Source organism: Halomonas sp. ML-15 (genome assembly GCF_014779595.1).
GTDB lineage: Bacteria > Pseudomonadota > Gammaproteobacteria > Pseudomonadales > Halomonadaceae > Franzmannia.
In genome coordinates this window covers 1874461-1887610 of sequence record NZ_JACXZT010000019.1, presented here as the reverse complement: position 1 = coordinate 1887610, position 13150 = coordinate 1874461, and the positions used below count along the sequence as shown (strand labels likewise).

16 protein-coding genes are annotated in these 13150 nt (G+C 64.9%); 6 read left to right on the top strand and 10 right to left on the bottom strand.

Annotation, left to right across the window (positions count from 1 at the left end):
- Positions 1 to 10 precede the first annotated feature (10 nt).
- Together IEI94_RS20510 and IEI94_RS20505 are read left to right on the top strand one after the other, a co-directional pair.
- On the top strand, positions 11 to 1000 hold the full coding sequence (locus tag IEI94_RS20510; protein ID WP_224750214.1) for a lipid A deacylase LpxR family protein: 990 nt from the start codon (positions 11 to 13) through the stop codon (positions 998 to 1000).
- A 57-nt stretch (positions 1001 to 1057) separates the two neighbouring features.
- Entirely contained in the window at positions 1058 to 1498 is a 441-nt protein-coding gene (locus IEI94_RS20505) for a YtoQ family protein (RefSeq protein WP_191169064.1), read from the top strand.
- A gap of 9 nt (positions 1499 to 1507) precedes the next feature.
- Here the strand turns inward: IEI94_RS20505 and IEI94_RS20500 are convergent, their stop codons facing one another.
- The 3 genes from IEI94_RS20500 to IEI94_RS20490 are packed head-to-tail and all read right to left on the bottom strand — an operon-like array spanning position 1508 to position 3163.
- Positions 1508 to 2161, bottom strand: a complete 654-nt coding sequence (locus tag IEI94_RS20500) for a 2OG-Fe(II) oxygenase (protein WP_191169063.1) — start codon at positions 2159 to 2161, stop codon at positions 1508 to 1510.
- Between the two features lie 7 nt (positions 2162 to 2168).
- Entirely contained in the window at positions 2169 to 2501 is a 333-nt protein-coding gene (locus tag IEI94_RS20495; protein WP_191169062.1) for a hypothetical protein, read from the bottom strand.
- An 8-nt stretch (positions 2502 to 2509) separates the two neighbouring features.
- Positions 2510 to 3163, bottom strand: coding sequence for a CoA pyrophosphatase (locus IEI94_RS20490; protein ID WP_191169061.1), 654 nt, complete (start codon positions 3161 to 3163; stop codon positions 2510 to 2512).
- A 130-nt stretch (positions 3164 to 3293) separates the two neighbouring features.
- Between IEI94_RS20490 and IEI94_RS20485 the strand changes: the two genes are divergently transcribed.
- Entirely contained in the window at positions 3294 to 3851 is a 558-nt protein-coding gene (locus tag IEI94_RS20485) for an NUDIX hydrolase (protein ID WP_191169060.1), read from the top strand.
- A gap of 12 nt (positions 3852 to 3863) precedes the next feature.
- On the opposite strand, the gene speB is transcribed toward IEI94_RS20485, so the two are convergent.
- The 6 genes from speB to IEI94_RS20455 form a co-directional block, all read right to left on the bottom strand.
- A complete protein-coding gene (gene speB, locus IEI94_RS20480) occupies positions 3864 to 4844 on the bottom strand; it encodes an agmatinase (RefSeq protein WP_224750213.1) in 981 nt (326 codons plus the stop codon).
- A 10-nt stretch (positions 4845 to 4854) separates the two neighbouring features.
- The gene (locus tag IEI94_RS20475) at positions 4855 to 5574 is read right to left on the bottom strand and encodes a DUF1989 domain-containing protein (RefSeq protein ID WP_191169059.1); all 720 of its coding nucleotides are present in this window, start codon (positions 5572 to 5574) and stop codon (positions 4855 to 4857) included.
- A gap of 43 nt (positions 5575 to 5617) precedes the next feature.
- Complete coding sequence (locus tag IEI94_RS20470; RefSeq protein WP_224750212.1) at positions 5618 to 6448, bottom strand: amino acid ABC transporter ATP-binding protein; 831 nt, start codon at positions 6446 to 6448, stop codon at positions 5618 to 5620.
- A complete protein-coding gene (locus IEI94_RS20465; RefSeq protein ID WP_191169058.1) occupies positions 6435 to 7133 on the bottom strand; it encodes an amino acid ABC transporter permease in 699 nt (232 codons plus the stop codon). Before IEI94_RS20465 ends, IEI94_RS20470 begins: the two co-directional genes overlap by 14 nt.
- 23 nt (positions 7134 to 7156) lie before the next feature.
- Positions 7157 to 7813, bottom strand: coding sequence for an amino acid ABC transporter permease (locus IEI94_RS20460; protein WP_191169057.1), 657 nt, complete (start codon positions 7811 to 7813; stop codon positions 7157 to 7159).
- Between the two features lie 67 nt (positions 7814 to 7880).
- Complete coding sequence (locus IEI94_RS20455) at positions 7881 to 8711, bottom strand: transporter substrate-binding domain-containing protein (protein WP_191169056.1); 831 nt, start codon at positions 8709 to 8711, stop codon at positions 7881 to 7883.
- 159 nt (positions 8712 to 8870) lie between these two features.
- On the opposite strand from IEI94_RS20455, the gene IEI94_RS20450 reads away from it, so the two are divergent.
- Complete coding sequence (locus tag IEI94_RS20450; protein ID WP_191169055.1) at positions 8871 to 9803, top strand: LysR family transcriptional regulator; 933 nt, start codon at positions 8871 to 8873, stop codon at positions 9801 to 9803.
- A 1-nt stretch (position 9804) separates the two neighbouring features.
- Here the strand turns inward: IEI94_RS20450 and IEI94_RS20445 are convergent, their stop codons facing one another.
- Entirely contained in the window at positions 9805 to 10560 is a 756-nt protein-coding gene (locus IEI94_RS20445; protein ID WP_191169054.1) for an SDR family NAD(P)-dependent oxidoreductase, read from the bottom strand.
- A gap of 73 nt (positions 10561 to 10633) precedes the next feature.
- Here IEI94_RS20445 and IEI94_RS20440 point away from each other — a divergent pair, with 73 nt between their 5' ends.
- The gene (locus tag IEI94_RS20440; RefSeq protein ID WP_224750211.1) at positions 10634 to 11632 is read left to right on the top strand and encodes a sugar-binding transcriptional regulator; all 999 of its coding nucleotides are present in this window, start codon (positions 10634 to 10636) and stop codon (positions 11630 to 11632) included.
- A 162-nt stretch (positions 11633 to 11794) separates the two neighbouring features.
- Positions 11795 to 13105 (top strand): ABC transporter substrate-binding protein, encoded by a 1311-nt coding sequence (locus tag IEI94_RS20435; protein ID WP_191169052.1) that lies wholly within the window; start codon positions 11795 to 11797, stop codon positions 13103 to 13105.
- Positions 13106 to 13150 lie beyond the last annotated feature (45 nt).

Below are 13150 nucleotides of genomic sequence, written 5' to 3'. Positions count from 1 at the left end.
GGATCGAGACATGCTCTACCGTAATGTCATGACCTGGCGCCGCTGGGTCGCGGCCGCTGCATTGGTCACCCTCCCCGGGTTGGCCATGGCCGCCGATGGCATGCTGACCGTCAAGGTCGAGAATGACTTCCTGGCCAGCAGCGATGACGGTCATTTCACCAGTGGCGCTGAGCTCAACTGGGCCTTCGCACCCGACGCGGAGCACTGGAGTCAGCGGGTAGCTGCGCTGTTGCCCGATACGCTGATCGGCCAGGCCGACAGCGTGGCCTACCGGCTGATCCACCAGATCTATACTCCTGACGACATCGAGCAGCGCGCGTTGATCGAGGACGACCGCCCCTATGTCGGGCTGGTATTTGGTGGGGTATCCTTCTACGAGGACGTGGCCCGCGGCGACTGGCGCCAGGCCACTGACCTGCACCTCGACGTGGGCATGGTGGGGCGTTCGTCCCAAGCTGAGCGCATCCAGCGCGAGGCGCACCGTTTCTCGCGCAGCGACCGGCCACGGGGCTGGAATAATCAGCTTGCCGACGAGCCGATCGTCAACGCCGCGCTGCGCCGCCAGTGGTGGCATGAATCGCCGCTGGCCGGCAAGACCCTGGCCCACGGCCCCAGCGCAGGACTGGCGCTGGGCAACCTCTACACCTATGCCAGCGGCGGCTATGGGGTGCGCTTCGGCGATGACGCCGCTGGCATTCCTACGGTCACGCCCAATCCGGGAGGGCGCCAGGCGTTCACGCAGGCGTCGGGCCTGCGCTGGTACCTGTTTGCCAGTATCGAGGGCTACTACATGGCCCACAACCTGACCCTGGACGGCAACACCGTCAAGGGCAGCCACTCGGTGGAGCGCCGCGAGTGGGTCGGCGATCTGGCGGGCGGCGCGGCGTTGGCCTGGGATGCCTGGCAGCTGAGCTATACCGCGGTGCGGCGCAGCCATGAGTTCGAAGGCCAGACCAGCCACGACCTGTTTGGCGCCGTCACTCTGTCGCGGGATTTTTGATCGCCTGCCGCGCTGGGCTATCATGGCCGACCTTTTCGATTTGCCATGGAGCCTCTGATGAGCTTTTACGTCTACCTGTCCGGCGAGATCCACACCGACTGGCGCGATGAGATCCAGCGCGGTGCCGAGGCGCTGGGCCTCGACGTGGTGTTCACCTCGGCGGTGACCGATCACGCCGCCAGCGACGCCGCCGGCGACCATCTGGGCGAGGAGAGCCGCCAGTTCTGGCGCGACCACAAGTCCTCCAAGGTCAATCTGATCCGTACCAAGACCCTGATCGAGCAGAGTGATCTCGTCGTGGTGCGTTTCGGCGACCAGTACAAGCAGTGGAATGCGGCCTTCGACGCTGGCTACTGTGCGGCACTCGGCAAGCCCTACGTGACCCTGCACGCCGAGGAGATCGTGCATCCGCTCAAGGAGGTCGATGCCCAGGCGCTGGCGTGGGCCACTTCCACCGACCAGGTGGTCGAGATACTGCGCTACGTGCTCAAGGCCTGAAGTCAGCGCCTAGCGCGCCGGATCGACGCGACCGCCCAGTGAGGCGTTGCGCCGGAACCAGCCGGCAATGCTGGCCCGTGGCAGGCGGGTCGGCAGCACCTCGTGGGGCACCGATTCGGAGAGGAAGCAGACGAAGGTGCCGGCCTCGGGGCGCACCCGAGTGAGCTCGCGGCTGGCGTCTTCGCCTGAGTAGATGACCATCTCACCGCCAGCGTCGACGGGCCAGTCGGGGTTGAGATAGAGCACCGTGGAGATCATGCGGTTGGCGCGGCCCTGGAAGCTGTCGACATGGGGCTTGTAGAAACTTCCCGGGGGGTAGTGGGCGAAGTGCGCCTCGAACTCGAACAGACCCAGATAGAGCGCCCGGTTGAGGCTCTGCTGCAGCTCGCCCATGGCCGTCAGGTAGCGGCGCTGGGCCAGGCTCTCGCGGTCGAGCCAGTGGATGGCGTCGCCGCGGATATCGCGGCGCAGGTGATGCGCGCTGCCGCGGCCGATACCCGCCGCCGCCAGCGCATCCTGCTCGGCGAGCCGGCACACCTCGGCGTAGAGGGCCTGGCTCAGCTCGGCGTCGATAAACCCCTCGGCCAGGTACCAGCCGCGCTCGACCAGCGCATCGACCATCGGGGTCAGGCGCTGCGGGTCGAAGACGGGCCTGGCGCTCATGCCGTCATCACTCGGGGAAGCCGTGAGCGCGGGCGCGGGCCAGCATCACGCTCTTCTTGTTGCCATAAGCCTTGAGCTGGGCCTGGGTGACGTGCACGCAGTAGGCCTGGCCCTGGCGGGTGGCCATGCCGGCAAACTCTTCGCGGGCGGTCTGGTAGGCCTGTTCCGCCTGCTCGCGGGTGACTACCAGATTGTCGTCGCCGGGGTGACCGTCGATGACGTCCTGAAGATTCTGCAGGTAGAGGGCGCAGCGCATCAGTTGAAAGCCCTTGGCCTTGGTACGCATGAAGAACCATACCAGCGGGGCAGCAATAGCGAGGATAATCAGAACGGCTTGCATTATACGGCTCAATCTTGTCGATGGTGGGGGGTGGGGGGTGTCTGCCGCGGCCCGAGCCGGGGTGGACGATGGCGCAGCGGACCGCCATCCGGTGCGCGGTCGAGGCTCACCGAGCAGCCGAACCCCTCGCTGAGCAGCTCCACCAGCATCATCGCCGAGAGTCCCCAGATCACCTGGCCCTGAGCCTGATAGCTGGGAACGTAGTAGGGGCGGCCGTCGACGGTGATCACGTCGGTGTGGCTGCGACAGTCGTCGAGAAACAGCGCCAGCGGGACTTCGAAGATGGCGTCCAGCTCGTTGGGGTCCGCGATCAGCGGCAGATCGGGCGGAATCAGCCCCACATAGGGGGTGACCTTGAGGCCGTGCAGCGAGACCACTTCGCTGAGCTGACCGAGCAGTTCGACCTGCCCTCGCGGTAGCGCGATCTCCTCTTCGGATTCGCGCAGTGCGGTCTCCAGCAGGTCACGGTCGTGCTCCTCGCGCTTGCCACCGGGGAAGGCTACCTGGCCGCGATGAGTATTGAGGTGGTCGGCGCGCCGGGTGAACAGCAGCGTCGGCTCTTGCCGGTTCACGATCGGGATCAGCACCGCCGCCTCTGGCATGGCAAGCCTCAGGCGTTGAGGATGGTGTGCTTGCAGGCGCTCGCGCAGTTTCTCTAACATGGGGTATCCGCTGGGTTTCATGTGTTGTACCCAGCTCCCGCACAGGCGTCAAGGCATGCTCCGCCCCGGTGGCGGACTACCCTCCCGACCACGCCGCTGCTGGCCTCATCCCGCGCCATCAAGGAGAGCCATGAACTTCTGTAGCCACTGCGGCCATACCGTCCGCTTCGCGATTCCCGAGGGCGACGACCGCCCGCGCTATCTGTGCGATGCCTGCGGCACCATTCACTACCAGAATCCGCGTATCGTCGCCGGTACCCTGCCGGTAATTGGTAGCAAGGTGTTGCTGTGTCGCCGCGCCATCTCGCCGCGCAAAGGCTACTGGACGCTGCCGGCGGGCTATATGGAGAACGCCGAGACCACCGTCGAGGCGGCCGCCCGCGAAACCCGCGAGGAGGCCTGCGCCGAAGTGGCCATTCACGGCCTCTACACCCTGATCAATCTGCCGCATATCAATCAGGTCTATATGATGTTCCGCGCCGATCTCGAGGGCGGTTTCGACGCCGGCCCCGAGAGCCTCGAGGTGGCGCTATTCGAGGAGCACGAAATCCCCTGGGAGGAGCTCGCCTTTCCGACCATCGAACGTACCCTGCGCCACTTCTACCAGGACCGCCGCGACGGCGACTATCCGCTGCATATCAGCGATGTCACCCCCGAGGATCGCGAGCGCTACTTCGGCTCGGCCTGAGAAGGGAGGCGCTCAGGCCGTTGCACGCTGCTCAGCGAGCAGGCACAGCAGTTCATACATCAGGGTGGCGCCGAGCAGGGCGGTATTGCCGCTGGGGTCGAACGGCGGCGCCACCTCCACCACGTCGGCGCCGATCAGCGGCAGGCCGCGAAAACCGCGCACCAGCTGCAGCGCCTGCAGGCTGGTCAGCCCGCCGACTTCCGGGGTCCCGGTGCCCGGCGCGAAGGCCGGATCGACGCTGTCGATATCGAACGACAGATAGACCGGGCCATCACCCACCACCCGCCGTGCTTCGGCGATCACCGCTTCGATGCCCAGCGCATCGACCTCCTCCATGAACATCACCCGCATGCCGCTGGCGTCGGAGTAGTCCCAGCCCTGGGCGGTGTTCTGGGCGCCGCGAATGCCGATCTGCACGGTGCGCTTGGGGTCGATGAGGCCGGCTTCGCAGGCCAGCCGGAAGGGGCCGCCGTGGTGAAATTTCGAACCCTGAAAGTCGTCCCAGGTATCGGTGTGGGCGTCGATCTGGATCAGCCCCACCGGGGCGTCGGCAGCCAGGCCGCGCAGGATCGGGTAGGTCACCGAGTGGTCGCCGCCGGCGCTGAGGGGGATCACGCCGGCCTGGTGAATGGCGCGATAGTGGGTGGCGATGTCGTCGGAGACCCGCCCGAGGTCGTAGATCGAGGAGAAGCGCACGTCGCCGATGTCGGCGATGCGCGCCTGGGCGAAAGGGTCCTGGCGGGTCACGTGGTGGATGCTGCGCATCAGGCTCGACTGGTTGCGTATCTCGCGCGGGCCGAGGCGGGCGCCGGGGCGGTTGCTGACGCCACCGTCGAAGGGAATGCCGACCAGGGCGATATCCAGCGCGTCGAGGCGCTCGGCCAGCGGCGCGCGCAGAAAGGTGGCGATCTCGCGGTAGCGCGGCTCGAGGTGCGGGGCATAGGTTTCGCCGGTGGCGGCGTTGCGGCGGGTGGCGTCGGTCATCTTGGCCATCAGCGTCTCCTCACTCGTGAACTTCGAAGTGAACCTCGACGGGCACACACCCCTCGCCGTTGATGGGGATGATGTCCTGGGGGCAGGACGACATGGCGACGATGCAGTCCATCTCGGCGCGCAGTTCGACATAGTCGCCGGGCTTGGAGACCGGCGGGCACCAGTCGACCTTCATCTGCTCGTTGACCGGGATGTTCATCCACAGATTGAGCGGTTGCGGCACTTCCGGGGCATCGATGCCGATTGCCTTGACCGCCATTCGCAGGTTGTCGGCGCAGTTGTCATGATAGCCCTCGACGCCGAGGGTCATGTAGCGGAACAGGTCGCAGGCTGCCATCAGGGTGTCGTGAACCCCGGGGGAGGTGTCGGCGGTGAGGGTCATGATCGGACGCCGGCGGTTGCTCATCAGCGGGTCGCCGACCTGGGGAATCAGCCCGCTGAGCCAGGCGCGGCCGTGCTCCCAGGACATGAACTCGTTGAGGTTGTCGCTGCTGAAGGCCCAGGTGTCGCAGACCTGGGTGCCGTGGGTATTGATGATGCGGATGATCTGGCCCTTCTTGAGGCGTACCGCGCGGCCGCCGCGGGCTGCCACTTCGTAGCGCTTGCCGAGCACCGGCGTGCCGTCCGGGGAGATCGGCGTCTCGAGGGTGTGATTGTGGCCGCAGGGCTCGCTATTGCTGCGCGGCAGCTGCTCGATCTGGGCGTGGTCGAAATGGGGCTGGGGGCTCATGATGTTCTCCTTGTGATGATCAGCCACCGGTGGCTGAAGTGCGTCAATCGATATGGCGCTCGCGCCAGGTGTTGAGGAACTGCTGGAGTCGCACGCTGTGCGGCGTGCGGAACAGCGTCTCGGGGGAGCCGCTCTCGACGATCCGGCCCTGGTCCATGAATACCACGCGATCGGCGACCTTGGCGGCGAAGCCCATCTCGTGGGTGACGATGGCCATGGTCATGCCGTCCTTGGCGAGACGCTTCATAACATCGAGCACCTCACCGACCAGTTCGGGATCCAGCGCCGAGGTGGGCTCGTCGAAGAACATCACCTGTGGCTTCATGGCCAGCGCACGGGCGATGGCGACGCGCTGCTTCTGGCCACCGGAGAGGCTTTCGGGGAAGTGCCCGGCGCGATCGGTCAGGCCGACCCGCTCGAGCATTGCCATGCCCTCTGCCTCGGCGTCACGGCGGGAAAGGCCGTTGACCAGTCGCAGCGCCTCGGTGACGTTCTCCAGTGCCGTGCGATGCGGCCACAGATGAAAGTGCTGGAAGACCATGCCCACCGGCGCGCGTACCGCGTCGACGCGGGACTCCCTGGCGCGCACGCGCATGCCGCCACGCTCCTCATAGCCGAGCAGCTGGCCGTCGATATGTACGCTGCCGTGGTCGTAGGGCTCGAGAAAGGCCAGGCAGCGCAGCAGGGTCGACTTGCCGGAGCCGGAGGGACCGATCACGCAGACCACCTCAGATTCGTCGAGGCGAAAATCGATGTCGCTCAGCACCTCCAGCTCACCGAAGCGCTTGCTGATGCCGCGGGCCTCGACGATCGGCTCGCCGCGGGTCCGGGGCGAGTCAGCGGTGGGCGTGGTGATAGCGTCAGCCGTTGGCATGAGCGGACTCTCCTTGATGGACAGTGTGGCGCGGTTGGCGGTTGGCCAGGCGCTTCTCCAGGGCATAGCCGCCGCGGGCGATCAGTTCGATGATCATCCAGTAGAGCAGGGCGACGGCCAGGTAGGGCTCGATCACATTGAAGGTCTGGTTGACGATGGTGGTGGCATTCTTGGTCAGGTCGTCCACCGAGATGATCGAGATCAGCGCCGACTCCTTGACCAGGATGATCAGCTGGTTGGTGCCGGGGGGCACGATCAGGCGCAGCATCTGCGGGATCTGGATGCGGGTCAGCGCGTGCCAGGGCGAGATGCCGAGCATGCGCGCCGCCTCGAGCTGGCCCTTGGGAATCGACTTGAAGCCGCCGCGGTAGATTTCGGCGAAATAGCCGGCGCCGTAAAGGCCGATGCCGGTGACGCCGGCGATCTCGGCATCGAGCCGCAGGCCGATACTGGGGCCGCCGTAGTAGAGCAGAAACAGCAGCACCAGCAGCGGCGTGCCGCGGCATATCTCCACATAGCAGGCCACCGGGTAGCCGAAGATTCGCGGGCTGGAGAGTCGCAGCGCGGCCAGCACCAGGCCCAGCGAGAGTGCTACCAGACAGCCCAGGAAACAGATCCAGACGGTGTTCCACAGGCCTTGCAGGATCAGCTCGCGGGTCTCCCAGAGCAGGGCAAGATCAAACATGACGATAGCTCCTCGGGATGTCCCTATTCGGTTGCCAGGCCGCCGGCCATACGGCGTTCCAGATGGGCGCTAATACGAGCCAGCACCAGATTGACCGCCAGATAGAGCACTGCCGCGGCAAGATAGGTCTCGAGCGGCTGGAAGGTGCGCGAAGCGATCTGCTCGCTGACACGCATCAGCTCGGTAACGGCAATCACCGAGATCAACGACGAGTTCTTGAGAATGGTGATGATCTCGTTGGTCAATGGCGGCAGAGTGAGGCGCAACACCTGGGGCATGACGATACGCCGCCGCGTCTGCCAGGCCGAGATGCCGGCCATGCGCGCGGCCTCGATCTGGCCGGCGGGAATATGTGCGATGCCGCTGCGAAATATCTCCGACTGGAAAGCGGTGGTGTTCAGCGTCAGGGTCAGGATGGCGGCGGTGATCGGCGCCACTTCGATGCCGATTTCCGGCAGCAGATAGTAGACCAGCAGCAGCTGCAGCAGGATCGGCGTGCCGCGCCAGAAGCTGCGGTAGAGGCCGCAAGGCCAGCGCACCCAGCGGCTGCGGCTGGTCAGCCCGAAGGCCAGCAGCACGCCGAATAGCAACCCCAGAGCGATGGCCGAGAGCGAGACCACCAGGGTGGTGGTCAGGCCCTTGATCAGCACCGGATAGTGGTTGAGCAGGATCTCGAACATGGGGCACCTAATCGGTCAAACCCGACAGACTCCTGGGAGCGGCCCACGGCCGCTCCTCAGGACGCGATCACTCAGCGGCGGGCAGTTCCAGGGGGACGTCCATGGGTGCACCAAACCACTTTTCCTGCAGCTCGTTCAGGGTGCCGTCCTCATTGAGACGCCGGATCTGCTCGTCCATGAAGGCGTTTAGTGAAGCGCTCTCATCATCGCGGCGGCCGGCCCAGCTGAAATAGACCGGCTCACCGAAGGTGCCGACCACTTCGAAGACGTCGGGGCGAGTCCGCTCGGCCTCAAGCAGGTTGGGCAGGCTGTTGATCACCACGTCGACGCGACCGGTGCCGAGATCGGCGTAAGCCTCATCGACGCCGGTGTAGGTGCGAATGTCGGAAAGCGGCGTACCGGCCTCCTCGAGCTCCGCGGCCAGGGCTTCAAGCGCTTCGAGCTGGGCCGAACCGGCCTGGGCGGCGGCGACCTTGCCGCCGATATCCTCGGGCGAGCCGATCTCCTCTTCGCCGGCGCGCTTGAGGATTGCCATGGTGGCATCGGCGATGGGCGCGCTGAGGTGGTAGCGCTGCATGCGCTCGGGGGTGGCGGTGACCGAGGTGATGACATAGTCAAAGCGCTCACGCTCGAGCCCAGGCAGGATCCCCTGCCACGGCAGGTCCATGCGAATCAGCTCGACGCCTTCGAGCTCAGGCATGATGTATTCCATGAGGTCTGCTGAGTAGCCTACGATCTCGCCATCTTCAATGAACTCATGGGGGGCGTAGCGTGCTTCGGTGCCTACCGTAAAGACACCGTCAGATTTGATACTTTCCAGGAGGTCGGCATGAACGCTGCCGGCCACGAGACCGGAACCCAGGAGCAGGCCGGCGGTAATGGAAGTCATCCGGTTCATGAAGCAGTCCTCTTGTGGTTGAAGCCTTAGGCTCGTTGCACATAGCGCAGCGAAACGTACGGCTTGAGTAAAGCAGAGGACTTACAGCAACAAAATTGTTATCTTTCGATGTATATACCCAGATTTTTGATGTGATTCGCACCAAAGTAGGACATTTTAATGAAGCTTTCTGCGGCGGATCTCAAGAGCCTGTCGGTGTTCCTCGCGGTGGCCGAGCACCGCGGTTTTGCCGGTGCCCAGACCGCGCTGCATATGAGCCAGTCGGCGGTCAGCTTTCATATCCGCGCGCTGGAGGAACGGGTCGGCTTCACGGTCTGTCGTCGCGGGCGACAAGGCTTTGAATTGACCGAGCGGGGCGCGGTCGTGCATGAGCGCGCGAAGTCGCTGCTGGCTTCGGTGGATGACTTCGACAGTGAGATGAGCGAGCTGCGTAGTTCGGTCTACGGCACCCTGCGGCTGGGGGTGGTGGATAACACCATCATGGACGAGGTTCTCGACCTGCAGGGGGTGATCGGCGAATTTCTGCGCAAGAATGCTCGCGCCCGTCTGAACATCACCGTAGGCAGCCCCGACCGACTGATCGGCGAGATCGCCAACGGCGAGGTGCAGCTAGGCATCCTGCCGGAAACTGCGCAGATGGAGGGGCTGCAACATCGTCAGATTTATACCGAGATGCACGGCGTCTACTGTGCGCGCATGCACCCGCTGTTCGAGCGCCCGGCCGAACAATTGAGGGTGGCGGAGATCGTCGAGCACCCCTTCGTGGTCCGCCCCTACGCCAACCTGCAAGAACTGCGCAGCTTTCCCGACGCAACGGTGGGCGCCCATGCCTCCAATATGGAAGCCCAGGCGCTGCTGATCCTCAGCGGCCACTTCATCGGCAACCTGCCGCACTACTACGCTGAACATTGGGTAGCCCGCGGTGAGCTCAAGGCGCTGCTGCCGGAGCAGATCGAGATCGCCTCGCCGTTCTGCGTGGTAACCCGGGCCGGGCGACGCCCGGCGCTGATCGTGCGCAACTTCATTCAGGAGCTGGTATCGCGGCTGTGGCAGCAGTCACATCGGGTCGACGAGGCGCCTCCCGGAGCCTGAGTCACTCCCTTTCGATGCTGAACGGCGACCAGCTCTGGCTGGTGGGCATGATCTCCAGACGATTGATATTGATATGCTCGGGCAGGGTGGCGACGTAGAAGACCTGGGCGGCGATATCCTCGGCCTGCAGCGGATTGGCGCCGGCGTAGAGCTGCTTGGAGGCCTGCTCGTCGCCCTTGGAGCGCACCAGCATGAACTCGGTCTCGGACAGGCCCGGGGCAACGTCGGTAACCCGCACGCCGCTGCCCTTGAGGTCGCAGCGCAGGTTGTAGCTGAACTGCTGCACGAAGGCCTTGGTGGCGCCGTAAACGTGGCTGCCGGGATAGGGGTAGCTGCCGGCGACCGAGCCGATATTGACGATGCTGGCGCCCTTGCCGGTGTCGATCAGCAGCGGCAGCGCGGCGTGGGTGACGTTGACCAGACCGGTGATATTGGTGTCGATCATGGTGTGCCAGTCGTTGAGGTCGACGCGCTGGGCCGGCTCCAATGCCAACGCCAGACCGGCGTTATTGACCAGGCAGGTGATTCCGCGCCATGGGCCCTCGAGGCCATCGATGGTGGCTTTTACCGCCTCGGCATCGCGTACGTCGAGGGGCAGGGTGAGCACCTCGACCTTGCTGCCAAGCTCGGCCTCGAGCTCGGCCAGGCGCTCGCTGCGCCGGCCGGTGAGAATCAACGACCAGCCCGCCTCGGCGAAACGATAGGCGGTGGCGTGGCCGAAACCGGAGGTGGCGCCGGTGATCAGGGCAATAGGCATGCAGGGCTCCTTGATTGAGGTGGTGCGCCAGAGGTGACTGGCACCTTTGGCGCGTTGTGGATACCGATCAGCTTTGTATGATGACGATAATGCTTCCACCGGCCTAGAGGGTAATCGATCCGTGGACAAGTTCGAGGTGAAACTGGATCAAGCGGCTCGCGCCGCCTGGATGTCATATGTCGGTGGCATCACGCAGGACGAGATCGCCAGCCAACTGGGCGTGTCGCGTCCGGGGGTGCAGCGGCTGCTGGCCCTGGCGCGTCAGGAGGGGCTGATCAAGGTGCATATCGATCACCCCATCGCCGCCTGCATGACCCTGGCCAGCGCGATCCGCGAGCGCTTCGGTCTCGACTACTGCGACGTGGTGCCTGCCGAGGCCAGCGCCCCGGAGGGGGCGGCCTATTACCTGGCGGTGGCCGGAGCCGAACGGGTGTCGCGGCTGGTCGAGCGCAGCGATCCGCTGACCCTGTCGCTGGGCACCGGGCGCTCGGTGCGCGCCACGGTGGAGTCGCTGAGCCGCATCGAGCGTCCCCAGCACCGCTTCGTGTCGCTGGTCGGTAACGTTGCCCGGGACGGCTCCTCCAACCGCTACGATGGCGTCATGGTGCTGGCCGACAAGACCGGCGGTCAGCGCTTCCTGCTGCCCTCGCCGGTGGTGGCGAGCACGGTGGAAGAGAAAGCCTCGCTGCAGCAGCAGCCACTGTTTCAGGCCATCACTCAGGTCGCTCTGGAGGCCGAGGCGGCGTTTATCGGGGTCGGTCAGATCGACCGCCAGGCCACACTGTTCCAGGACCACTTCATTTCCGAGGCCGAGCTCGATGAGCTGCTCGGGAGGCAGGCGGTGGGCGAGCTGCTTGGCTGGCCGATGACCGCCGACGGTGACGTGGTGGAGTGTTCGATCACCCGGCGCGTCACCAGTCTGCCGCTGGAGATGTTTCGCGACCAGCCGATCGTCGCGCTAGCCGGCGGGGTCGCCAAGGGGCCGGCAATTCTGGCCGCGCTGCGAGGCGGCTGGCTCAAGGGACTGGTGACCGATCAGCTGGCGGCCCGTCATATCGTCGAACATTTTTGATGCATTGCAGTATGAACGGGCCTGCATAAATGCACCCAAAGTATAAGCCTCCGGGCTTTGCTTTTTTTGGCACCGCATACGATCATTTGATCGATAGATGATCAATTTGATCAAAATGACTTGAGCAGAACAACAATGCCAAGCGTTACCAAGGAGCACTCCATGAAACTCTCCCACGCCTTGCCATTGGCGACCCTGGCGGTGGCGGTCTCGGCCGCCGCCCACGCGCAGGAAATCACCGTCGCCACCGTCAACAACAACGATATGGTGATCATGCAGAGCCTGACCGATGAGTTCGAGCAGGCGCATCCCGGCATTAGCGTCAACTGGGTAGTACTCGAGGAAAACGTGCTGCGCCAGCGTCTGACTACCGATATCGCCACCGGTGGCGGCCAGTTCGATGTGATGACCATCGGCACCTACGAGGCACCGATCTGGGCCGAGCGTGGTTGGCTGGTGCCCCTCGACGACCTCGCCGATGACTACCAGGTCGATGACCTGCTGCGCCCGGTGCGCGAGGGCCTCAGTTACGACGGCACCCTGCACGCGCTGCCGTTCTACGGCGAGAGCTCGATGCTCTACTACCGTACCGACCTGTTCGAAGAGCACGGCATCGAGATGCCCGAGCAACCTACCTGGGATCAAGCCTACGAGTGGGCAAGCCAGATCCACGATCCCGATAACCGCGTCTACGGCATCTGCCTGCGCGGCAAGCCGGGCTGGGGCGAGAACATGGCCTTCGTCTCGACCCTGGTGAATACCTACGGCGGCCGCTGGTTCGACGAGGAGTGGGCCCCCGAGATCAACTCCCCCGAGTGGCAGGAAGCGATAAGCTTCTATGTCGATCTGCTCGGCAACTACGGTCCGCCGGGTGCCAGCTCCAACGGCTTCAACGAGAACCTGGCGCATTTTGCCGGCGGTCGCTGCGGCATGTGGGTCGATGCCACCTCGGCAGCGGGTCGCCTGTTCGATCCCTCGGAGTCGGACGTGGCCGATGTGCTCGGCTTCTCCCAGGCGCCGGTCGCCGAAACCCCCAAGGGCTCGCACTGGCTGTGGTCCTGGTCACTGGCGATCCCCGCCTCCTCGGAAGAGCCGGACGCCGCCGAGCAGTTCATCACCTGGGCAACCTCTCAGGCGTACATCGAACTGGTCGGCGAGACCCAAGGCTGGACCAGCGTGCCGCCGGGCACACGCACCTCGACCTATGAGGACGAGCGCTATATCGAGGCGGCGCCCTTCGCCAGCTTCGTGCTCGAGGCGATGCAGAACGCCGATCCCACTGACTCGACGGCCAAGCCGGTCCCGTATACGGGCGTGCAGTTCGTCGGCATTCCCGAGTTCCAGGCGATTGGCACCCAGGTCGGTCAGTCGATCGCCGCGGCGCTGACCGGGCAGATGCCGGTCGAGCAGGCGCTGGAGTCGGCACAGCGTAGCGCCGAGCGCGCCATGCGTCAGGCGGGCTACTACGATTGATCGCCAGTCGGCCGGGTAATCCCCGGCCGACCTCCGTGTCTCAAC